The organism is Arthrobacter mobilis (genome assembly GCF_012395835.1).
GTDB classification, from domain to species: domain Bacteria; phylum Actinomycetota; class Actinomycetes; order Actinomycetales; family Micrococcaceae; genus Crystallibacter; species Crystallibacter mobilis.
Genome location: NZ_JAAZSQ010000002.1, coordinates 157,255 through 177,024, shown reverse-complemented (window position 1 = coordinate 177,024; position 19,770 = coordinate 157,255). Strand labels below are relative to the sequence as shown.

General features: G+C 67.7%; 23 protein-coding genes. 2 read left to right on the top strand and 21 right to left on the bottom strand.

The genetic code is table 11. From position 1 onward, the window contains the following. Positions 1-4: 4 nt before the first annotated feature. The 6 genes from rpsS to rpsJ are packed head-to-tail and all read right to left on the bottom strand — an operon-like array spanning position 5 to position 3,098. A complete protein-coding gene (gene rpsS, locus HGG74_RS03245; RefSeq protein WP_168484906.1) occupies positions 5-286 on the bottom strand; it encodes a 30S ribosomal protein S19 in 282 nt (93 codons plus the stop codon). 12 nt (positions 287-298) lie between these two features. Beyond that, positions 299-1,138 carry a 50S ribosomal protein L2 gene (gene rplB, locus HGG74_RS03240; RefSeq protein ID WP_168484905.1) on the bottom strand — a complete coding sequence of 280 codons (840 nt, stop codon included), beginning with the start codon at positions 1,136-1,138 and terminating at the stop codon, positions 299-301. 30 nt (positions 1,139-1,168) lie between these two features. Then, on the bottom strand, positions 1,169-1,474 hold the full coding sequence (gene rplW, locus HGG74_RS03235; RefSeq protein WP_168484904.1) for a 50S ribosomal protein L23: 306 nt from the start codon (positions 1,472-1,474) through the stop codon (positions 1,169-1,171). Beyond that, the gene (gene rplD, locus HGG74_RS03230) at positions 1,471-2,112 is read right to left on the bottom strand and encodes a 50S ribosomal protein L4 (RefSeq protein ID WP_168484903.1); all 642 of its coding nucleotides are present in this window, start codon (positions 2,110-2,112) and stop codon (positions 1,471-1,473) included. The genes rplW and rplD overlap by 4 nt, the downstream gene beginning before the upstream one ends. A gap of 4 nt (positions 2,113-2,116) precedes the next feature. Beyond that, complete coding sequence (rplC, locus tag HGG74_RS03225; protein WP_168484902.1) at positions 2,117-2,773, bottom strand: 50S ribosomal protein L3; 657 nt, start codon at positions 2,771-2,773, stop codon at positions 2,117-2,119. A 16-nt stretch (positions 2,774-2,789) separates the two neighbouring features. After that, positions 2,790-3,098: a 30S ribosomal protein S10 gene (gene rpsJ, locus HGG74_RS03220; protein ID WP_003803825.1), complete on the bottom strand. Its 309-nt coding sequence runs from the start codon at positions 3,096-3,098 to the stop codon at positions 2,790-2,792. Between the two features lie 575 nt (positions 3,099-3,673). Between rpsJ and HGG74_RS03215 the strand changes: the two genes are divergently transcribed. Further along, the gene (locus tag HGG74_RS03215; protein ID WP_168484901.1) at positions 3,674-5,140 is read left to right on the top strand and encodes a glycoside hydrolase family 1 protein; all 1,467 of its coding nucleotides are present in this window, start codon (positions 3,674-3,676) and stop codon (positions 5,138-5,140) included. Between the two features lie 3 nt (positions 5,141-5,143). Here HGG74_RS03215 and HGG74_RS03210 read toward each other — a convergent pair whose 3' ends face one another. After that, the gene (locus HGG74_RS03210; protein WP_168484900.1) at positions 5,144-5,284 is read right to left on the bottom strand and encodes a hypothetical protein; all 141 of its coding nucleotides are present in this window, start codon (positions 5,282-5,284) and stop codon (positions 5,144-5,146) included. A 137-nt stretch (positions 5,285-5,421) separates the two neighbouring features. Here HGG74_RS03210 and HGG74_RS03205 point away from each other — a divergent pair, with 137 nt between their 5' ends. Beyond that, entirely contained in the window at positions 5,422-5,805 is a 384-nt protein-coding gene (locus HGG74_RS03205) for a VOC family protein (protein ID WP_168484899.1), read from the top strand. Positions 5,806-5,919: 114 nt separating this feature from the next. On the opposite strand, the gene tuf is transcribed toward HGG74_RS03205, so the two are convergent. The 14 genes from tuf to HGG74_RS03135 form a co-directional block, all read right to left on the bottom strand. Then, positions 5,920-7,110 carry an elongation factor Tu gene (gene tuf / locus HGG74_RS03200; protein ID WP_168484898.1) on the bottom strand — a complete coding sequence of 397 codons (1,191 nt, stop codon included), beginning with the start codon at positions 7,108-7,110 and terminating at the stop codon, positions 5,920-5,922. A 234-nt stretch (positions 7,111-7,344) separates the two neighbouring features. Beyond that, positions 7,345-9,447, bottom strand: coding sequence for an elongation factor G (gene fusA / locus HGG74_RS03195; RefSeq protein WP_168484897.1), 2,103 nt, complete (start codon positions 9,445-9,447; stop codon positions 7,345-7,347). A 77-nt stretch (positions 9,448-9,524) separates the two neighbouring features. After that, positions 9,525-9,995: a 30S ribosomal protein S7 gene (rpsG, locus tag HGG74_RS03190; RefSeq protein WP_168484896.1), complete on the bottom strand. Its 471-nt coding sequence runs from the start codon at positions 9,993-9,995 to the stop codon at positions 9,525-9,527. Beyond that, positions 9,995-10,369: a 30S ribosomal protein S12 gene (gene rpsL, locus HGG74_RS03185; RefSeq protein ID WP_168484895.1), complete on the bottom strand. Its 375-nt coding sequence runs from the start codon at positions 10,367-10,369 to the stop codon at positions 9,995-9,997. Before rpsL ends, rpsG begins: the two co-directional genes overlap by 1 nt. Positions 10,370-10,738: 369 nt before the next feature. Beyond that, a complete protein-coding gene (locus tag HGG74_RS03180) occupies positions 10,739-11,554 on the bottom strand; it encodes an IclR family transcriptional regulator domain-containing protein (protein WP_168484894.1) in 816 nt (271 codons plus the stop codon). 86 nt (positions 11,555-11,640) lie between these two features. Next, positions 11,641-12,282 carry a 3-oxoacid CoA-transferase subunit B gene (locus tag HGG74_RS03175; RefSeq protein ID WP_168484893.1) on the bottom strand — a complete coding sequence of 214 codons (642 nt, stop codon included), beginning with the start codon at positions 12,280-12,282 and terminating at the stop codon, positions 11,641-11,643. Further along, a complete protein-coding gene (locus HGG74_RS03170; protein ID WP_168484892.1) occupies positions 12,279-12,992 on the bottom strand; it encodes a 3-oxoacid CoA-transferase subunit A in 714 nt (237 codons plus the stop codon). Before HGG74_RS03170 ends, HGG74_RS03175 begins: the two co-directional genes overlap by 4 nt. Positions 12,993-13,044: 52 nt before the next feature. Beyond that, complete coding sequence (locus HGG74_RS03165) at positions 13,045-14,268, bottom strand: thiolase family protein (protein WP_168484891.1); 1,224 nt, start codon at positions 14,266-14,268, stop codon at positions 13,045-13,047. Positions 14,269-14,424: 156 nt separating this feature from the next. Then, positions 14,425-14,856 (bottom strand): 4-carboxymuconolactone decarboxylase, encoded by a 432-nt coding sequence (gene pcaC / locus HGG74_RS03160; protein WP_168484890.1) that lies wholly within the window; start codon positions 14,854-14,856, stop codon positions 14,425-14,427. Positions 14,857-14,897: 41 nt separating this feature from the next. Then, entirely contained in the window at positions 14,898-15,692 is a 795-nt protein-coding gene (locus HGG74_RS03155) for an alpha/beta fold hydrolase (protein ID WP_312856719.1), read from the bottom strand. Next, complete coding sequence (locus HGG74_RS03150; protein ID WP_168484888.1) at positions 15,689-17,107, bottom strand: lyase family protein; 1,419 nt, start codon at positions 17,105-17,107, stop codon at positions 15,689-15,691. Before HGG74_RS03150 ends, HGG74_RS03155 begins: the two co-directional genes overlap by 4 nt. Positions 17,108-17,113: 6 nt before the next feature. Continuing rightward, on the bottom strand, positions 17,114-17,686 hold the full coding sequence (gene pcaG, locus HGG74_RS03145) for a protocatechuate 3,4-dioxygenase subunit alpha (RefSeq protein ID WP_168484887.1): 573 nt from the start codon (positions 17,684-17,686) through the stop codon (positions 17,114-17,116). Then, positions 17,686-18,531: a protocatechuate 3,4-dioxygenase subunit beta gene (gene pcaH, locus HGG74_RS03140; RefSeq protein WP_168484886.1), complete on the bottom strand. Its 846-nt coding sequence runs from the start codon at positions 18,529-18,531 to the stop codon at positions 17,686-17,688. The genes pcaG and pcaH overlap by 1 nt, the downstream gene beginning before the upstream one ends. Positions 18,532-18,560: 29 nt before the next feature. Continuing rightward, positions 18,561-19,757 carry a 4-hydroxybenzoate 3-monooxygenase gene (locus HGG74_RS03135; protein WP_168484885.1) on the bottom strand — a complete coding sequence of 399 codons (1,197 nt, stop codon included), beginning with the start codon at positions 19,755-19,757 and terminating at the stop codon, positions 18,561-18,563. Positions 19,758-19,770 lie beyond the last annotated feature (13 nt).

Below are 19,770 nucleotides of genomic sequence, written 5' to 3'. Positions count from 1 at the left end.
CGCCTTAGCGGCGCTTGCCCTTACGGTCGTCCTTCACGTGGCCGCGGAAAGTCCGCGTCGGGGCGAATTCGCCGAGCTTGTGCCCGACCATCGACTCAGTGACAAACACCGGAATGTGCTTGCGTCCGTCGTGTACGGCGATCGTGTGCCCGAGCATGTCGGGGACGATCATCGAACGGCGGGACCACGTCTTGATGACGTTCTTGGTGCCCTTTTCGTTCTCGGCAGCCACCTTCAGAAAGAGGTGCTGGTCGACGAAGGGGCCTTTCTTCAGGCTGCGTGGCATGTTCCCAGGCTCCTATCGCTTGTTCTTGCCAGTACGACGGCGACGCACAATGAGCTTGTCGCTTTCCTTGTTGGGGCGGCGGGTGCGGCCCTCGGGCTTGCCGTTCGGGTTGACCGGGTGGCGGCCGCCGGAGGTCTTGCCTTCACCACCACCATGCGGGTGGTCCACCGGGTTCATGGCCACACCACGGACGGTCGGGCGGATGCCCTTCCAGCGCAGGCGGCCGGCCTTGCCCCAGTTGATGTTGGACTGCTCGGCATTGCCGACCTCGCCCACGGTGGCGCGGCAGCGCACGTCCACGTTGCGGATTTCCCCGGAGGGCAGGCGCAGCTGGGCGAAGCGGCCTTCCTTGGCGACGAGCTGCACGGAGGCGCCGGCGGAGCGGGCCATCTTGGCGCCGCCGCCTGGACGCAGCTCCACGGCGTGGATAACGGTACCCACGGGGATGTTGCGCATCGGCAGGTTGTTGCCCGGCTTGATGTCGGCGTTCGGGCCGGCTTCGACCATGTCGCCCTGGGCCAGCTTGTTCGGCGCAATGATGTAGCGCTTGGTGCCGTCCACGTAGTGCAGCAGGGCGATGCGGGCGGTACGGTTCGGGTCGTACTCGATGTGCGCGACCTTGGCCGGCACGCCGTCCTTGTCGTGGCGGCGGAAGTCGATCAGGCGGTACTGGCGCTTGTGGCCGCCGCCCTTGTGCCGGGTGGTGATCTTGCCGCTGTTGTTGCGGCCGCCGGTCTTGGACAGCGGACGCAGCAGCGACTTCTCCGGCGTCGACCGCGTGATTTCGGCAAAGTCGGCCACGCTCGAGCCGCGGCGGCCCGGCGTAGTCGGCTTGTATTTACGGATTCCCATGTTTTATTTCCTCGTTAAAGTGGTCTCCGCTTAGGAAAGCGGACCGCCGAAGATGTCGATTGTGCCTTCCTTCAGGGTGACAATGGCGCGCTTGGTGTCCTTGCGCTGTCCCCATCCGAACTTGGTCCGCTTGCGCTTTCCGGCACGGTTGATGGTGTTGATCGAGTCGACCTTGACGGAGAAGATCTTCTCCACGGCGAACTTGATCTCGCTCTTGTTCGAGCGCGGGTCGACCAGGAAGGTGTACTTACCTTCGTCGATCAGGCCGTAGCTCTTTTCCGAAACGACGGGTGCGATGACGACGTCGCGGGGGTCCTTACCGGTGGTCGCGCTCACTTGGCGTCCTCCTTGGCAGTGTTCTGTTCGGCTGTCTTGTCAGCTGTCTTGGCTGCGACGAACGCCTCGTAGGCGGCCTGGGTGAAGACCACGTCGTCGGAGACCAGCACGTCGTAGGTGTTCAGCTGGTCCACGTAGATGGTGTGGACTTCCTCGATGTTGCGCAGGCTCAGGGCCGCGACATCGTTGGAGCGCTCGATCACCACGAGCAGGTTCCGGCGGTCGGTCACCGCGCGCAGGGCCTCGAGTGCTGCCTTGGTGGACGGCTTCTCGCCGGCGACCAGTGCGTCGAGGACGTGGATGCGGCCGTTGCGTGCCCGGTCGGACAGGGCACCGCGCAGGGCGGCAGCCTTCATCTTCTTGGGGGTGCGCTGGCTGTAGTCGCGCGGGGTCGGGCCGTGGACGACGCCGCCGCCGGTCATGTGCGGGGCACGGATGGAACCCTGGCGGGCGCGGCCGGTGCCCTTCTGCTTGAACGGCTTGCGGCCGGCGCCGGAAACCTCGGCGCGGGTCTTGGTCTTGTGGGTACCCTGGCGGGCTGCCGCGAGCTGGGCGACGACGACCTGGTGCAGCAGCGGCACGTTGGTCTGGACGTCGAAGATCTCGGCAGGCAGGTCTACCTGGACAGTGTTGGCCATTGGACTAGGCTCCCTTCACTGCGGAACGGACGAGGACGACCGAGCCGCGGGCACCGGGAACGGCACCCTTGATCAGGAGCAGCGACTTCTCGGCGTCCACGGCGTGAACGGTCAGGTTCTGCGTGGTGTGGCGGACGTTACCCATACGGCCGGCCATGCGCAGGCCCTTGAAGACGCGGCTCGGGGTGGATGCGCCACCGATGGAACCGGGCTTGCGGTGGTTCTTGTGCTGGCCGTGCGAGGCCCCGACACCGGAGAAGCCGTGGCGCTTCATGACACCGGCGAAGCCCTTACCCTTGGTGGTGCCGACGACGTCGACCTTCTGGCCGGCCTCGAAGACCTCCACGGAGAGCTCCTGGCCCAGTTCGTAGGATTCGGCGTCGGAGGTGCGCAGCTCGACCAGGTGGCGGCGCGGGGTCACGCCGGCCTTCTCGAAGTGGCCGGCGAGCGGCTTGGTCACCTTGCGCGGGTCGATCGCACCGTAGCCGATCTGGACGGCGGTGTAGCCGTCGCGCTCTGCATTGAGCAGCTGAGTAACGACGTTGGAGTCGGCCTGGACGACGGTCACCGGTACAACGCGGTTGTTCTCGTCCCAGACCTGGGTCATGCCGAGCTTGGTACCCAGCAGGCCCTTCACCTGGCGTGTAAGCGAAGTAGACATGTGAATCCGCGCCCCCTTACAGCTTGATTTCGATGTTCACGTCTGCGGGCAGGTCGAGCCGCATGAGCGAGTCAACAGCCTTGGGCGTGGGGTCAATGATGTCGATCAGACGCTTGTGAGTACGCATTTCGAAGTGCTCACGGCTGTCCTTGTACTTGTGCGGCGAACGAATAACGCAGTACACGTTCTTCTCGGTCGGCAGCGGCACGGGGCCCACTACCGTTGCGCCTGCACGCGTGACCGTCTCAACGATCTTCCGTGCTGAAACATCAATGACCTCGTGGTCATATGACTTCAGACGGATGCGGATTTTCTGTCCCGCCATGGCGTCTCCGCTCTCTTTCTCAGTGCTGCTCTGTTTATTTCTGGCATGCGCCCCGCGTCCCGTTCCGGCTCGATGACCGGCAGTGCCTGGACCTGGCGCCCCTCCAACAGACTGAATCCGGACGATTCCGGGTTCCTCACCCTGCCGAGGCTCCGACCCCCGCGCTCGGGCGTGTCGCGAAGATTCCGCAGACTCCGCCCAACATGATTGGGGTGGGTTATATTTGGGCTTGAGCCGCCTTCTTCGGGCCCGACCCTGACCCCGGGCATTATCCCGGGCGGGACGCAACCTCGCCTGAAGACACGCAAAAGCGCTTGAACAACGTCATCCAGTGTGCCAGATATCGGTGCGAAACGCGAATCGGGCCGATGTCCCCGCCTGCGCGCGCCCGGGGCGCTAGACTTCGCTCCCCTGCGCCCGCTCCGGTCCCACCGCTACCGCAACGGCGGTTTTCGGGCGCGGCCCGGTTTGGGACCGCCGCCGTCAGGGTACGGGGGTTACGGCGGGCAGGCTCAGGTGAGATGCTACGAGCTACGGCCCGCCGTGAAGCCTACCGCCGAGTGAAGGAGCCGTCCATGGCCATCGCCGCCGAAAGCCTCGCCGCGAAACTGCCTGCACACTTCATGCTGGGCGTGGCCACAGCCGCCTTCCAGATCGAAGGGGCGGTGGCCGAGGACGGCCGCGGTCCTTCAGGCTGGGACGCCTTCACCCACCTGCCGGGGCGGATCGTCGATGGCACGGACGCGGACATTGCCTGTGACCACTACCACCGCATGCCCGAGGACGTGGAACTCATCCACGCCCTCGGGGCCGACTCCTACCGGTTCTCCCTGTCCTGGCCGCGGATCCAGCCGGACGGCCGGGGGCCGGTGAACCGCAAGGGCGTGGACTTTTACGACCGGCTGCTGGACCGGCTGCTGGAGCGGGGCATCTCCCCCATGTGCACCATCTACCACTGGGACACTCCCCTGCCGCTGGAGCAGGAAGGCGGCTGGCTGAACCGGGAGACGGCCTACCGGCTGGCCGAGTTCGCCGCCCTGGCAGCAGATGCCTTCGGCGACCGCGTCGACCGCTGGGTGACGATCAACGAGCCGGCCACCGTGACGCTCAACGGCTACGCCCTCGGGCTGCACGCCCCTGGAGTGCCGCACCTGTTCGACTCCCTGCCGGCCGCGCACCACCTGCTGCTCGGCCACGGGCTGAGCGTCGAGGCCCTGCGCACGGCCAGCGTCCGGGGCGAGGTGGGCATCACCAACGTCTACTCCCCGGTGGTCCCGGCCACGGAGGGGTTCGGCAACGAACTGATGGTGCAGCTGTACGACATCCTCTTCAACGGCATGTTCGCGGACCCGGTGCTGCTGGGCAGCTACCCGCGGTTCAATCCGCTGCTGACGCCCTTCCTGGCCTACTTCCACACGGTGCCGGAGGAGGACATCGCCCTGATGCACCAGCCGCTGGACTTCTACGGCCTGAACTACTACTTCCCCTCCCGGATCGCCCCGGGGCCCGGGCCGCTGACCGGCCCGCACGCCAAGCCCGAGGGCGTGCCCGAGCAGTTCGTCCAGGACGTGCAGGATATGCCGTTCCACCTCACCGGCTGGCCCGGCTACGAGCGGACCGGCTTCGGCTGGCCCGTGGCCCCGCAGTACCTGGGGGTGGCGCTGACCGAGATGGCCCGGCGTTATCCCGGGATGCCCCCGGTCTACATCACCGAAGGCGGGGCCAGCTTCACCGACGTCGTCGTCGAGGACGCACTGACCGGCGAACCGGAGGTGGCCGACGTGAAGCGGACGGAGTATCTGGCCGACCACATCAATGCGGCGCTGGAGGCCACGGCGCCAGGCGGGCCGGCCGAGGCCATCGATCTGCGCGGCTACTACGTCTGGACGCTGATGGACAACTTCGAATGGGCTGCCGGCTACAGCCAGCGCTTCGGCCTGGTCTACGTGGACTTCGCCACCCAGCGGCGCATCCCCAAGGCCTCCTACAAGTGGCTGCAGCAGCTGGCCTCGCACCGGGACCGGGCCCGGGCCCGGCTGTAGGAGCTACTGCCGGCCGTGGCGGTTGGCCCGCCGGATCCGGCGGGCCCGCTCGATCTCGTGGCGGAAGTAGCGCCGGGCCCACAGCACGCCGGAGGCCGCCGCAGCCACGGTGCCGGCGAGAACCCAGAAGACGACCCATTCCATGGAGCCGATGCTACCGGAGGACGGCGCGGTTTCCCGCCTGCCGGCCCTGTTTTTCCCCGGCGGGGAGGGCTCCGGCCGGAAGCGGCGGGATTATTCTGGAAGTATCCGTCGGTCTCGGTTCAAAGGAGATGGGCACCATGCTGAGCACAACGAAAATGACGACGGTCCTGCCCGTGAAAGACATGGACCGTGCGCGCGACTTCTACGGAAACCGCCTGGGCCTGCAGCCCGTGGCAGCCCCGGAGGAGGGCACCGCGATGTTCTCCAGCGGCGGCGGTTCGGCGATCGAACTGATGGTCAAGCCAAACGCCGACACCTCCGACCACACCTCGGTCAGCTTCGAGGTGGACGATCTGGCCAGCGAGATGAAGACGCTGGAGGAGCGCGGAATCAGGTTCGAGGACTACGACCTGCCGGGCCTGAAGACGGTGGACCACGTGGCCACCAGCGAACACCAGAAGTGCGCTTGGTTCACGGATACCGAGGGCAACATCCTCTGCCTCCACCAGAACCTCACCTGAACCCCGTCCCGTTCGGGGCACCGGCCGGCCCGTGCGGATCAAAGCCGGATTAAACGCGGAACCCCGCTGCAGCAGCAGCGGGGTTCCGTGTTGTCCGGGTATCCGGGACCGGTGTTACTTCAGGATCTTGGTAACGCGGCCGGATCCAACGGTGCGGCCACCCTCGCGGATGGCGAAGCCGAGGCCCTCTTCCATAGCGATCGGCTGGATGAGCTCGACGGTCATCTCCGTGTTGTCGCCGGGCATGACCATTTCGGTGCCCTCCGGCAGGGTGATGACGCCGGTCACGTCCGTGGTACGGAAGTAGAACTGCGGGCGGTAGTTCGAGTAGAACGGGTTGTGGCGGCCGCCCTCATCCTTGGACAGGATGTAGACGTTGGCCTCGAAGTTGGTGTGCGGGGTGATCGAACCCGGCTTGACAACAACCTGGCCACGCTCCACGTCCTCGCGCTTGATACCGCGCAGCAGCAGACCACAGTTCTCGCCGGCCCAAGCCTCGTCGAGCTGCTTGTGGAACATTTCGATACCGGTGACGGTGGTCTTCTGGACCGGGCGGATACCGACGATCTCAACTTCGGAGTTGATCGCGAGGGTACCGCGCTCGGCACGGCCGGTCACCACGGTGCCGCGGCCGGTGATGGTGAAGACGTCCTCGATCGGCATCAGGAACGGCTTGTCCTTGTCGCGGACCGGGTCCGGAACGTTCTCGTCCACGGCTTCCATCAGGTCCTCGACGGACTTGACCCACTGCGGGTCACCCTCGAGGGCCTTCAGGCCGGAGACGCGCACAACCGGAGCGTTGTCGCCGTCGAAGCCCTGGGAGCTGAGCAGCTCGCGGACTTCCATCTCGACCAGGTCGAGCAGTTCCTCGTCCTCGACCATGTCAGCCTTGTTCAGGGCCACGAGCAGGTAGGGCACGCCCACCTGGCGGGCCAGCAGAACGTGCTCGCGGGTCTGGGCCATCGGACCGTCGGTGGCGGCAACCACGAGGATCGCGCCGTCCATCTGGGCCGCACCGGTGATCATGTTCTTGATGTAGTCGGCGTGGCCCGGAGCGTCGACGTGCGCGTAGTGGCGCTTCTCGGTCTGGTACTCGATGTGGGCGATGTTGATGGTGATACCGCGCTGGCGCTCTTCCGGAGCCGCGTCGATGGACGAGAAGTCGCGCTGCTCGTTGAGATCGGGGTACTTGTCGGCAAGCACCTTGGAAATGGCAGCGGTCAACGTGGTCTTGCCATGGTCAACGTGACCGATGGTGCCGATGTTGACGTGCGGCTTAGTCCGCTCGAACTTTGCCTTCGCCACTGGTTCCTCCTAGAACGTCTTGAGAAGAATTGCTCTCCGGCAACGCTTTTCGCTACCGAAACTTGAACAAGTCTACGTCGGGCTTTGATATTTGGTGAAATTACAGGCATCGACCGGCACCGGTTGCGATGCCTTCGGCCTGGGGCCGCAGGTGGCCGGATGCCCCGGGGCCGGCACATCCAGCCACCTGCGGTGACTGCCCGCCCGGCTCATCACCGGGCGGGCAACGGCGGCTTACTCGCCGCGCGTCTTCTGGATGATCTCGTCGGCAACAGCCTTCGGGACCTCGGCGTAGCTGTCGAACTGCATCGAGTAGACCGCGCGGCCCTGGGTCTTAGACCGCAGGTCACCGATGTAGCCGAACATCTCGGACAGCGGCACGTTGGCACGCACCACCTTGACGCCGGAGGCATCTTCCATGGACTGGATCATGCCGCGGCGGGAGTTCAGGTCGCCGATGACGTCGCCCATGTACTCCTCGGGGGTACGCACCTCGACGGCCATCAGCGGCTCGAGCAGGACCGGGTTGGCGCGCTTGACGCCTTCCTTGAGGACCTGGGAACCGGCGATCTTGAACGCCATTTCGGAGGAGTCGACGTCGTGGTAGGCGCCGTCGAGCAGGCTTGCCTTGACGCCCACCAGCGGGTAGCCGGCGAGGACACCGAGCTGCATGGCGTCCTGGATGCCCGCATCCACGGAGGGGATGTACTCGCGCGGGATGCGGCCGCCGGTGACCTTGTTCTCGAACTCGTAGAAGGTGCCCTCGGAGGTGTCCAGCGGCTCGAAGGTCACCTGCACCTTGGCGAACTGGCCGGAACCACCGGTCTGCTTCTTGTGGGTGTAGTCGACCTTCTCGACGGCACGCTTGATCGTCTCGCGGTAGGCGACCTGGGGCTTGCCCACGTTGGCCTCGACCTTGAATTCGCGGCGCATGCGGTCCACCAGGATGTCCAGGTGCAGCTCGCCCATGCCGGCGATGACGGTCTGACCGGTCTCTTCGTTGAGGGAGACCTGGAAGGTCGGGTCCTCTTCGGAGAGCTTCTGGATGGCGGTGGAGAGCTTCTCCTGGTCACCCTTGGTCTTCGGCTCGATGGCAACCGAGATCACCGGCTCCGGGAAGGTCATGGACTCGAGCACGATCGGGTTGGCCGGATCGCACAACGTGTCGCCGGTGGTGGTGTCCTTCAGGCCGATCGCCGCGTAGATGTGGCCGGTGGTGATCTCGTCCACCGGGTTCTCCTTGTTGGCGTGCATCTGGAACAGCTTGCCGATGCGCTCCTTCTTGCCCTTGGTGGAGTTGATCACCTGGGCGCCGGAGGAGGCCTTGCCGGAGTAGACGCGGATGTAGGTCAGCTTGCCGAAGAACGGGTGGGTGACCACCTTGAAGGCCAGCGCCGAGAACGGGGCGTCTGCGTCAGCCGGGCGCTCGAGGATGATCTCCTCGTCGCGCACGTCGTGGCCCTTGACGTTGGGCACGTCCAGCGGGCTGGGCAGGTAGTCGATGACCGCGTCCAGCATCGGCTGGACACCCTTGTTCTTGAACGCCGAACCGCAGAAGACCGGGTAGATCTCGGAGTTCACGGTCAGCTTGCGGATGCCGGCCTTGAGCTCGTCGATGCTCAGCTCTTCGCCCTCGAGGTACTTCTCCATGAGTTCCTCGGAGGACTCGGCCACGGCCTCGACCAGCTGGGCGCGGTATTCCTCGGCCTTCTCCTGCAGGTCAGCCGGGATCTCCTCGACCTCGTACTCGGCGCCCATCTTGGTCTCGCCGCGCCAGGTCAGGGCCTTCATGGTCAGCAGGTCGACAACGCCCTCGAAGTCGTTCTCGGCGCCGATCGGCAGCTGCATGACCAGCGGCTTGGCACCGAGGCGGTTGATGATGGTGTCGACGGTGAAGTAGAAGTCCGCACCCAGCTTGTCCATCTTGTTGACGAAGCAGATGCGCGGGACGTTGTACTTGTCGGCCTGGCGCCACACGGTCTCGGACTGCGGCTCGACGCCTTCCTTACCGTCGAACACCGCCACGGCGCCGTCGAGGACGCGCAGCGAACGCTCCACCTCGACGGTGAAGTCCACGTGGCCCGGGGTGTCGATGATGTTGATCTGGTTGTTGTTCCAGTAGCAGGTGGTCGCGGCGGAGGTGATGGTGATGCCGCGTTCCTGCTCCTGGGCCATCCAGTCCATGGTGGAGGCGCCGTCGTGCGTCTCACCGATCTTGTGGTTAACACCGGTGTAGAAGAGGATGCGCTCAGTAGTGGTGGTCTTGCCGGCATCGATGTGGGCCATGATGCCGATATTGCGGACCTTTTTCAGGTCGGTAAGCACGTCGAGTGCCACAGTGTCTCCCTTTATAGGTGAGCCGCACGGACGGCGCGGGCCCGGGTTGCGGGCCCGCCGCCGTCAACTGCGCTCTGTTACCAGCGGTAGTGGGCGAAGGCCTTGTTGGACTCGGCCATCTTGTGGGTGTCTTCGCGGCGCTTCACAGCGGCACCGAGACCGTTCGAGGCATCCAGAATCTCGTTCATCAGGCGCTCGGTCATGGTCTTCTCGCGGCGGGCCTTGGAGTAACCCACCAGCCAGCGCAGGGCCAGGGCCGTGGCACGACCCGGCTTGACCTCGACCGGAACCTGGTAGGTTGCGCCACCGACGCGGCGGGAGCGGACCTCAAGGGTGGGGCGCACGTTGTCCATGGCCTTCTTCAGGGCCGCAACGGGATCGCCTCCGGTCTTCGAGCGCGCACCTTCCAGGGCACCGTAAACGATGCGCTCCGCGGTGGACTTCTTACCGTCGACCAGAACCTTGTTGATGAGCTGGGTAACCAGCGGGGATCCGTAGACCGGATCAACGACGAGCGGCCGCTTGGGGGCCGGACCCTTGCGGGGCATTACTTCTTCTCCTTCTTCGCGCCGTAGCGGGAGCGGGCCTGCTGGCGGTTCTTCACGCCCTGGGTGTCGAGGGCGCCGCGCACGATCTTGTAGCGCACACCCGGCAGGTCCTTCACACGACCGCCGCGCACCAGCACGATGGAGTGTTCCTGCAGGTTGTGGCCGACGCCGGGGATGTAGGCGGTCACTTCGATGCCGCCGGCGAGGCGGACACGGGCGACCTTGCGCAGCGCGGAGTTCGGCTTCTTCGGGGTGGTGGTGTAGACGCGGGTGCAGACGCCGCGCTTCATGGGGCTGCCCTTAAGCGCGGGAGCCTTGGTCTTGGAGACCTTAGGAGTCCGGCCCTTGCGGACCAGCTGCTGAATCGTAGGCACTTTCGTGTTCTCCGTTAAGTTGGACTTTGCCCGCCGCCCGGTTCCCTGCCGCATGGGCACGGTCCCGGGGGCTGGCACTTTCGGTCGTCTTCGCACTCCCTGCGGAAATGAAGCGACCGTAGGCGTGCAAAAGTGTGGCATTCTCCGCGCACGTACCCCGCGGACCGGAAACAGGCCCCGTCCCCCGGGATCCGGGAAACGGCCTTCATCCACTGCCACACAAAACAATCGGTATCAAGTCTAACAGAGATTCCGCGCGCCATGACACGCCCGGGCCCGGGGGCCGGCTACCGCCGCGAGCCTTCCCACTGCCCGCCTGCGCGCCGCCCCTTCCCACTGCCCGCTTCGCTCGCAGCGGGGCCCTCGGTGCTAGCTGCGCGGCGGGACCCGCGGCTCCTGCTTGGCCCGCAGGGCGTCGGTGGCCTTCCGCGAGGCGGCCTGCAGCTGGGGCAGGACCTCCGCGGCGAGGTCGTCCAGGTTCCGGCCGGCATCCTCGAAGCGCACCTGCATGGACACGTTCAGCGCCGCAGCCACGCTTCCGTCCGGCGCATGGATGGGCACCGCCACCGAGCGCAGGCCGGTTTCCAGTTCCTGGTCGACCACGGCGTAGCCCTGCCGGCGGATCCTGGCCAGCTCGGCCCGCAGCACGTCCGGGGTGCCGATGGTCCGGGGTGTCAGCGGCCGCAGATCCGCGGCGGCCAGGTAGCGTTCCAGCTCCGGCTCGGGCAGCCCCGCCAGCAGCACCCGGCCCATCGAGGTGGCGTAGGCGGGAAAGCGTGTGCCCACGGTAATGCCCACCGTCATGATGCGGCGGGTGTGGATGCGCGCAATGTAGACAATGTCCGCCCCGTCCAGGATGGAGGCGGAGGTGGATTCATGCAGCTGGGCGGAGAGTTCCTCCAGCAGCGGCTGCACCAGCTGGGGCAGGGTTTGTCCGGACAAATAGGAGTAGCCCAGCTGCAGGACCAGGGCCGTCAGCTCGAAGACACGCCCGTCGGTCCGGACGTAGCCCAGTTCCACCAGGGTATGCAGGAAACGGCGGGCGGTGGCGCGGGTCAGCCCCGTGCGCCGGGAGACGTCGCTGAGGGTCATGCTGACGTTCTCCGCGTCGAAGGCGCGGATCACGGCCAGCCCGCGCGCCAGGGACTGGACAAACTGGTCCCCGGGCTGTTTCGTCTCGGTCATCGCCCTCCGCTGTTTCCGGTGCTGCCCGCGCTCAGCGTTCGCTGCCTGCCCCGCGCGCGTCGCGCACGGGGACCCTGGCAGCTCCCTTACAGCGGCGGCAGCAGCTTGACGTCCATCTTCGCCTGCAGTTCCTCCACGGTGGTGCCAAAGGTCTCGCGCACGCGCACGCCCTCGGACGAAATCAGGAACACCGCCTCATTAGTGTAAACGCGGGTCACGCAGCCTACGCCCGTGAGCGGGTAGCTGCATTCGGGCACCAGCTTGCTCCTGCCGTCCTTGGTGAACAGGGACATCATCACGTAGACGTCCTTGGCACCGGTGGCCAGGTCCATCGCGCCGCCGACGGCCGGGATCGCGTCAGGGGCCCCGGTGTGCCAGTTGGCCAGGTCGCCGGTCGCAGAGACCTGGAAGGCCCCCAGGACGCAGACGTCCAGGTGCCCGCCGCGCATCATGGCGAAGGAATCGGCGTGGTGGAAGTAGGAGGCGCCGGGAAGTTCGGTGACCGGAATCTTGCCGGCGTTGATCAGGTCCTCGTCGATCTGGTCCCCGTGCGCCTCCGGGCCCATGCCCAGCATGCCGTTCTCGGTATGCAGGGTGACCTCCTGCTCCGGGGTCAGGTAGTTCGAGACCAGCGTGGGCTGGCCGATGCCCAGGTTCACATAGGATCCGGGTTTGATGTCCCTGGCGACAAGCTGTGCCAGCGCGTCGCGGCTGAGTTTCTCGCTCACTGGTTTACCTCATGTTCGGTACTGGAGGGTGCGGCCGGGCCGGACGCGGGCGGTTCGATCCTGACGACGGTGTCGACGTAGATGCCCGGGGTGATGACCGCTTCCGGATCGATCTGGCCGGTCTCCACGATCTCGGAGACCTGGACGATGGCCTGCTTGGCGGCCGCGGCCATGATCGGGCCGAAGTTGCGGGCGGTCTTGCGGTAGACCAGGTTGCCGACCTTGTCCGCCTTCAGCGCCTTGATCAGCGCGAAGTCGGCGTGGATGGGCGATTCGAGCACGTAGCCGCGGCCGTCGATGACGCGCGTCTCCTTGCCCTCGGCCAGCATGGTGCCGTAGCCGGTGGGCGTGAAGAAGCCGCCGATGCCGGCGCCGGCGGCGCGGATGCGCTCGGCCAGGTTGCCCTGCGGCACCAGTTCCAGCTCGATCTCCCCCGCCCGGTAGGCGGCGTCGAAATGCCAGGAATCGGACTGGCGCGGAAACGAGCAGATGATCTTCCTGACCCGGCGCTCCTTGATCAGCAGCGCCAGGCCGGCGTCAGCCTGGCCGGCGTTGTTGTTGACCACTGTCAGGTCGGTGGCGCCGCCCTGGAGCAGCGCGTCGATCAGTTCCATCGGCTGGCCAGCATTGCCGAAGCCGCCGATCAGCACCGTGGCGCCGTCGTGGACGCCGGCGACCGCCTCCTGGGCGGTGGCTGCAATCGTGAGCATGGTCCGGACCTCCTTACTGTTGCGTGGGAGCTGCTGGGCCCCCGGGTGGTGGTTACTTGGTGGCGTTGACGTTCTCGAGCACGACGGCCAGGCCCTGGCCGACGCCGATGCAGATCGCGGCCACGCCCCAGCGTTCCCCGCTGGCTTCGAGCCGGCGGGCCAGGGTGCCGAGGATGCGGATGCCGGAGGCGCCCAGCGGGTGGCCGATGGCCACGGCGCCGCCCCAGGCGTTGACCAGCGCCGGGTCCACCTCCCAGGCGTCGAGGCAGGCCAGCGACTGGGCGGCGAACGCTTCGTTCAGCTCGACGGCGGCGACTTCACCCCAGCCGATGCCGGCGCGCTTGAGCGCCTGGTTGGCGGCCTCGACGGGGGCGAAACCGAAGAACTGCGGCTCGTTCGCGGCGGCACCGCGGCCGGCGATCCGGGCCAGCGGGGCCAGGCCCAGTTCCGTGCCGCCGGCTTCGCTGCCCAGGAAGGCGGCGGAGGCGCCGTCGGAAAGCGGGGAGGCGTTGCCGGCAGTGACCGTGCCGCCGGCCGCAGCGCCGTCGGCGGGATCATCCGCGGCCGGGCGGAACACGGTCTTCAGGCCCGCCAGCTTCTGTGCCGAGCTGTTCGGCCGGATGCCCTCGTCGCGGGTCAGATCGGTGCCTGGAACGGCAATGACCTGGTTGTCATAGCGGCCCGCGTTCCAGGCGGCGTCGGCCAGGTTGTGCGAGTTGGCGGCGAATTCGTCCTGCCGTTCGCGGCTGATGCGGAAGCGCTCGCGCAGCTGCTCGGTCGCCTCGCCCAATGACACGGTCCACTCCGCGGGCATCCGCCGGTTCACCAGGCGCCAGCCGAGCGTGGTGGAGGCCAGGGTCATATCGCCGGCCGGATAGGGCTTTTCGGTCTTGGGCAGCACCCACGGGGCCCGGCTCATGGATTCGACGCCGCCGACCAGCACGACGTCGGCCTCGCCGGCGTTGATCTGCCGGGACGCGATGATCGCCGCATCCAGGCTGGAGCCGCACAGCCGGTTCACCGTGGTCCCCGGGATGGAGGTGGGCAGGCCTGCCAGCAGCGTGGCCATGCGGGCGACGTTGCGGTTTTCCTCGCCGGCACCGTTGGCGTTGCCGAAGACCACCTCGTCGATGTGCGCCGGGTCCAGGTCCTTGGCACGGGAGACCGAAGCCTTGACCACCTCGGCCGCCAGGTCGTCGGGGCGCACGCCCGCCAACCCGCCGCCGAACTTCCCGAACGGGGTACGGACTGCATCGTAGAGATATGCCTGGTTCACTGCGGCTCCTTTATCCGCGCCCGGCACCGGGCGCGGGGTCGGCTTCGCCCAGGTCCCGACCCGCCACGGGCCGGGACCTGACCGGGAATTGCTGTCGGCAGCACAGTTCCGGAAGCGGCTAGCGTTCGCTGTACGAACTTCTGTGCGTCATATGAACTATAGGGTGGCTGTGTTCTCCTCGTCAAGCTTGGCGAAGACCCCCTGGGCCACCTTGAAGGCCACATTCGCCGCCGGCACGCTGCAGTAGATGGCCGACTGCAGGATCACTTCCTTGATCTCGTCCCGGGTCATGCCGTTGGTCAGCGCGGCGCGCACATGCATCGCCAGCTCCTCCCAGTAGCCGTTGGCGATCATCGCAGTGAGCGTGATCGCGCTGCGGGTGGTCCGGGACAGCCCCGGACGGGTCCAGATGGTGCCCCAGGCATAGCGGGTGATCAGTTCCTGGAAGTCCTGGGTGAAGCCGTCGATGGAGGCGTTGGCCCGGTCCACATGGGCATCGCCGAGGACCTCGCGGCGCACCGCCATGCCTGCGTCATAGAGCGCTTCCTGGGACTGGGCCGGGTCGAACGTAAAGTGCTTCTCGCTCACGGGGAGGATCTCCTTGCTGGTAGGTGGTGTGTCCTGCGGGATCAGGCTGCCAGGAAGAAGCGGCGCAGCAGCGCCGCGGTCTCCTCGGGTGCTTCGGCCGGCGCCTGGTGGGCGGCGGAGGCGACGACGGCAGCGGTGCCGTGCTGCACGCCGGCGGCCACCGCCTCGGCGAACGGCGGCGGGCAGACCTCGTCGGCGCCGCCGGCGATGGCGATCACCGGGACGGTGACCGCCCCCAGGCGCCCGCGCACGTCGAAACCGGCGAGTGCGCCGCAGGCATGGGCGTAGGCGAACCGGTCGGCGTTCTGCAGGCTGTGGAGCAGCCGGGCCGCGGCCTCGGGGTGCTGCTCGATGAAGCCGGGGGCGAACCAGCGCCGGGCCGATCCCTCCACCATGGTGGGCGTGCCGGCAGCGCTGACGGTTGCGGCACGCTCCTGCCAGGCCTGCGGGTCGCCGATCCTGGCACCGGAGCAGATCACGGCCAGGCCGGAGAACAGCTGCGGATGGTCCAGGCCCAGCTGCAGGGCCAGCTGGCCGGCCATCGACACGCCGGCGAAGAAGATCTTCTGCTCCGGGTCGATGTCCCCGGCCGCGCGCAGCTGCTCCACCAGGCCGGCCACGGCGGTAGCCAGCCCGGCCATGGTGTACGGTTTGGTGGAGGCCGGGCTGGCCCCGTGCCCGGGCAGGTCGATGCCGATGACCTGGAAGTCCTCCAGGTGCGCGACGGCGTCGGTCCACAGGGCCTTGGCCCCGGTGCCGAGGCCCGCCGCGGCGATCAGCACGGGCCTGCCCCTGCTGCCGGACAGCTGGGTGGGGATGATGCCGGAGATGCTCACGGCCGGCTCCATTCCTGGTAGTGGGAGGTAATCCGGCTGATCAGCTCGTCGGCCTGGCCGGTGTAGTTGGCCGGCTCCAGCAGGTCGGCCAGCCGGGCATCGGAGAGCTCCTCCTTCGGCACGGCCGCGCGCAGCAGCTCACCCAGCGGTGCGCCGGTGGCCAGGGATTCGTTGACCAGCGCCTGGACCTTCGCCTTGCCGGCGCCCGGCTCCGCCCCGTCCAGCAGCGGTGCCGCCGCGGCCATGATCTTCTCGCTGACCAGCAGCGGCCCGGTCAGCGCGAGGTTGGCCGCCATCCGGTCCCGGTGCACGGCCAGGCCCCCGGCCAGCTCGGCCAGCTTGGCCGCCGCTCCCCCGGCCAGGCGCAGCAGCTGGCGCAGCGCCTGCCACTCCACGTGCCAGGAGCCGTCCGGCCGTTCGTCGACGGCGCCGGCGGCCGCGGCCTGTACCTGGGCCAGGTGGCCCGGAGCGGCCAGGGCGGCGCTGCGGATCAGCACCGAGAGCACTGGGTTCTGCTTCTGCGGCATGGCAGAGGACACGCCGCGGCCTGCGGCCCGGGGCTCGGACAGTTCGCCGATTTCCGGCCGGCTGAGCAGCAGCACGTCATTGGCGACCTTGCCGGCGGCCGCCAGCACGTCGGCCAGCGCCGCGGCCAGCGCGGTCACCGGCAGCCGGTTGGTCTGCCACGGCGCCACCGGGTCGGCCAGCCCCAGCCGGGCCGCGAGCCGTGCCGCCAGCTCCAGCGGCGCGCCGCGGTCCGGGGCCGCGCCGGTGAGGGTGGTCAGCGCGGCCATCGTGCCGGCGGCCCCGCCCCACTGCAGCGGCAGCGCGGCGGCCGCCTCCTCCAGGCGCATGCCGGCCCGGCCCACGCCGTCGAGCCAGTTGGCGGCCTTGAGCCCGAAGGTCGAGGGCAGCGAATGCTGGGTCAGCGTCCGCGCCACGGTGACCGTGCCGCGGTGTTCATCCGCCAGCCGGGCCAGCGCGGCCGCGGCCGCGCGCAGGTCGGTGCCGATGACCTCCACGGTGCGGCGGGCCATCACGAACAACGCGCTGTCCACGATGTCCTGGCTGGTGGCGCCCTTATGGACCGCTGCCGCGGCCGCGGCGGCTTCGGGAGCCGCGGAAGCCCGAAGATTGGCCCTCAGGTCCGCCAGCAGCGGGATCAGCGGGTTGCCGCCGCCCTGGGCCCGGACGGCGAGGTCCGCGGCGTCGTACAGGCCGGCCCGCGCGGCGGCTTCGACGGCGGCCGGCACCCCCGCGCCGGCATGGCCGGCGTCCGCGAGCACCCGGACCCATTCGAGCTCGACGTCGAGCATGGCCTGGATGAACTGTGAGTCGCTGGTTAAACGGGACGCTGCTGTCCCGGCCGTGGCCGGGGACAGCAGCCCGAAGTCAGCGGTATCCGCTGTAGTCATGGGTGGTTAGGCTCCCGGAAAGCTCAGGAAGACGGTCTCGTCCGCGCCCTGCAGCCGGATGTCGAAGCGCAGGTCCCCGTTGGGCTCGCGCCCGGCAATCAGGGTCCGGCGGCGCTCCTCGGGCAGCGAGGACAGCAGCGGGTCGCCGGCCAGGGCCGCGGTGTCCTCCGGCAGGTAGATGCGGGTGAACAGCCGGTTGAGCAGGCCGCGGGCGAAGACCACCACCGCGATGAACGGCGCCTTGCCCTCCTCGGTGGCGCCCGGGTTGACCGTGGTGAAGGTGTAGTGGCCGACGTTGTCCACGGCCGCCCGGCCCCAGCCGGTGAAGGTGTGGTCGTCGCGGACCAGCGAGCCGGTCTCCTGGACGATCCTGCCGTCCTCGTCCGCCTGCCAGATCTCCAGCAGGGAGTCCGGGATCGGGTCGCCGTTGCCGTCGTAGACCGTGCCGTGCAGCCGGATCGAGCCCGGGTGGGCGCGGTGCACCAGCTGGCTGTCCTTCTCGTAGGGCAGGGCGTAGCCGTAGAACGGGCCGATGGTCTGGCCCGGCGTGGGGACAAGCTTGGTTGCCGGCTCAGTCATTACTCTGCCTCCTCGTTTTCCATCCAGGTGCGGTTGCTGCCCGAGAGCACGATGTCCCAGCGGTAGCCGGTGTTCCATTCGTGGCTGGTGAGGTTGTGGTCGTAGGTGGCCACCAGCCGGTCGCGGGCGTTCTGGTCGGTGATGGACTGGTAGATCGGATCCAGCGCGAACAGCGGATCGCCCGGGAAGTACATCTGGGTGATCATGCGCTGGGTGAAGTCCGTGCCGAACAGCGAAAAGTGGATGTGGGCCGGGCGCCAGGCATTGTGGTGGTTCTTCCACGGGTACGGCGCCGGCTTGATGGTGGTGAAGCTGTAGGAACCGTCATCGCCCGTGATGCAGCGGCCCACGCCCGTGAAGTTCGGGTCGATCGGGGCCGGGTGCTGGTCGCGCTTGTGGATGTAGCGGCCGGCGGCGTTGGCCTGCCAGATCTCCACCAGCTGGCCGCGCACCGGCCGGCCGTCGCCGTCGAGGATCCGGCCCTGAACCACAATGCGCTCGCCCAGGGGCTCGCCGTTGTGCTGGATGGTCAGGTCCGCCTCGAGGGGGTGCACGTCGCGGTGCCCGAAGGCCGGGGACCACAGTTCGATGGTCTCCGGGTCCGTGTGGTGCAGGTCCTTGGTGGGGTGGCGCAGGATGGAGCTGCGGTAGGGCGGGAAGTCGATGCGCGGCTGGGTTTCCTCCGCGGCACCGTCGGCCTTGGCCTTCGCGTAGGCTTCGTGGATGGCGGCGATCTGCTCGCTGATCACGTCCTGGGTATCGGCCGCGGCGTCCGAGTCGGTGACCGGGGCGCCGGATTCGATGACGTGGCTCTCGTCGAAGGATTCGTCGGTGTTCGCTGGCATTGTCTTTCTCCTTTCGGGGCGGCGGGCGGCTAGCTGTGCGGCCAGCCGGTGTAGGACTCGGCCAGGTACTGCTGCCCGTAGCGCGAGCCGGCGACGGTGTCCAGTTCGCCCAGGGCGCGCTTGACCTCGAACGGGTTCGCGTCCTTGCGGGTGTGCAGCATGTTGGTCATCCAGTAGGAGAAGTTCTGCGCCTTCCAGACGCGGCGCAGGGCCTTCTCGCTGTAGCCGTCCAGCAGGTCCTTGGACTTGGTGGCGTAGTAGGAGTCGATGGCCTCGAAGAGGACCTTGACGTCGGCCAGGGCCAGGTTCAGGCCCTTGGCCCCGGTCGGCGGCACGGTATGCCCGGCGTCGCCGGCCAGGAAGAGGTTGCCGTAGCGCATCGGCTCGCACACATAGGAGCGGAACTTCAGGATCATCTGCTCGAAGATCGGCCCGCGCTTGAGCTGGAAGCCGTCCGGGCCGTCCACGCGCTTCTGCAGCTCGTCCCAGATCTGCTCCTCGCTCCACTTCGAGGCGTCCTCGTCCGGGTCGGCCTGGAAGTACATGCGCTGGACCGTGTCGCTGCGCTGCGAGATCAGCGCGAAGCCGTGCGGGGAGTTGGCGTAGATCAGTTCGTCCGAGCTCTTCGGGGCCTCGGTGAGGATGCCGAACCAGGCAAAGGGGTACTCGATGAAGTTGTCGGTCCGGTGTTCGGCCGGGATGGCCCACTTGCAGATGCCCTGCGAGCCGTCGGCACCCACGAGGATCTCGCAGTGGATCTCGAAGGCCTGGCCGTCCGCGCCGGTGAAGCGGATCTTCGGGGTATCGGTGGTCAGGTCCAGGATTTCGGTGTCCGAGACGCTGTAGCGCACGTCGCCGCCGTCGCGGGCGCGGGCCGCGGCCAGGTCCACGAAGACCTCGTTCTGCGGATACAGGGTCACGGTGGCGCCGACCAGCTCGGTGAAGTTCAGCCGGTGCGAGACGCCGTTGAAGCGCAGGTCGATGCCCTCGTGCTCCATGCCGTGGGTCAGGACGCGGCCGTTGACGTCGGAGTCGGTGAGCATCCTGACCGAGCCGGCCTCGAGGATGCCGGCGCGGTGGGTGTTTTTAATGGTCTCGTGGTCGCGCTTTTCGACCACGATGTTCTCGATGCCGGACTTGGCCAGCAGGTGGGAGAGCATCAGGCCGGCCGGCCCGCCGCCCACGATGCCCACCTGGGTCCTGATGATCTGCGCATGTTCGCCCATGGCTGGGTCTCCT

Bases quoted from the DNA above. Each gene is read 5' to 3' on its own strand.
- rpsS (WP_168484906.1), bottom strand. From the start codon at position 286: ATGCCACGCAGCCTGAAGAAAGGCCCCTTCGTCGACCAGCACCTCTTT.
- rplB (WP_168484905.1), bottom strand. From the start codon at position 1,138: ATGGGAATCCGTAAATACAAGCCGACTACGCCGGGCCGCCGCGGCTCG.
- rplD (WP_168484903.1), bottom strand. From the start codon at position 2,112: ATGGCCAACACTGTCCAGGTAGACCTGCCTGCCGAGATCTTCGACGTC.
- rplC (WP_168484902.1), bottom strand. From the start codon at position 2,773: ATGTCTACTTCGCTTACACGCCAGGTGAAGGGCCTGCTGGGTACCAAG.
- rpsJ (WP_003803825.1), bottom strand. From the start codon at position 3,098: ATGGCGGGACAGAAAATCCGCATCCGTCTGAAGTCATATGACCACGAG.
- HGG74_RS03215 (WP_168484901.1), top strand. From the start codon at position 3,674: ATGGCCATCGCCGCCGAAAGCCTCGCCGCGAAACTGCCTGCACACTTC.
- HGG74_RS03210 (WP_168484900.1), bottom strand. From the start codon at position 5,284: ATGGAATGGGTCGTCTTCTGGGTTCTCGCCGGCACCGTGGCTGCGGCG.
- HGG74_RS03205 (WP_168484899.1), top strand. From the start codon at position 5,422: ATGCTGAGCACAACGAAAATGACGACGGTCCTGCCCGTGAAAGACATG.
- rpsG (WP_168484896.1), bottom strand. From the start codon at position 9,995: ATGCCCCGCAAGGGTCCGGCCCCCAAGCGGCCGCTCGTCGTTGATCCG.
- HGG74_RS03180 (WP_168484894.1), bottom strand. From the start codon at position 11,554: ATGACCGAGACGAAACAGCCCGGGGACCAGTTTGTCCAGTCCCTGGCG.
- HGG74_RS03170 (WP_168484892.1), bottom strand. From the start codon at position 12,992: ATGCTCACGATTGCAGCCACCGCCCAGGAGGCGGTCGCCGGCGTCCAC.
- HGG74_RS03150 (WP_168484888.1), bottom strand. From the start codon at position 17,107: ATGACTACAGCGGATACCGCTGACTTCGGGCTGCTGTCCCCGGCCACG.
- pcaG (WP_168484887.1), bottom strand. From the start codon at position 17,686: ATGACTGAGCCGGCAACCAAGCTTGTCCCCACGCCGGGCCAGACCATC.
- pcaH (WP_168484886.1), bottom strand. From the start codon at position 18,531: ATGCCAGCGAACACCGACGAATCCTTCGACGAGAGCCACGTCATCGAA.
- HGG74_RS03135 (WP_168484885.1), bottom strand. From the start codon at position 19,757: ATGGGCGAACATGCGCAGATCATCAGGACCCAGGTGGGCATCGTGGGC.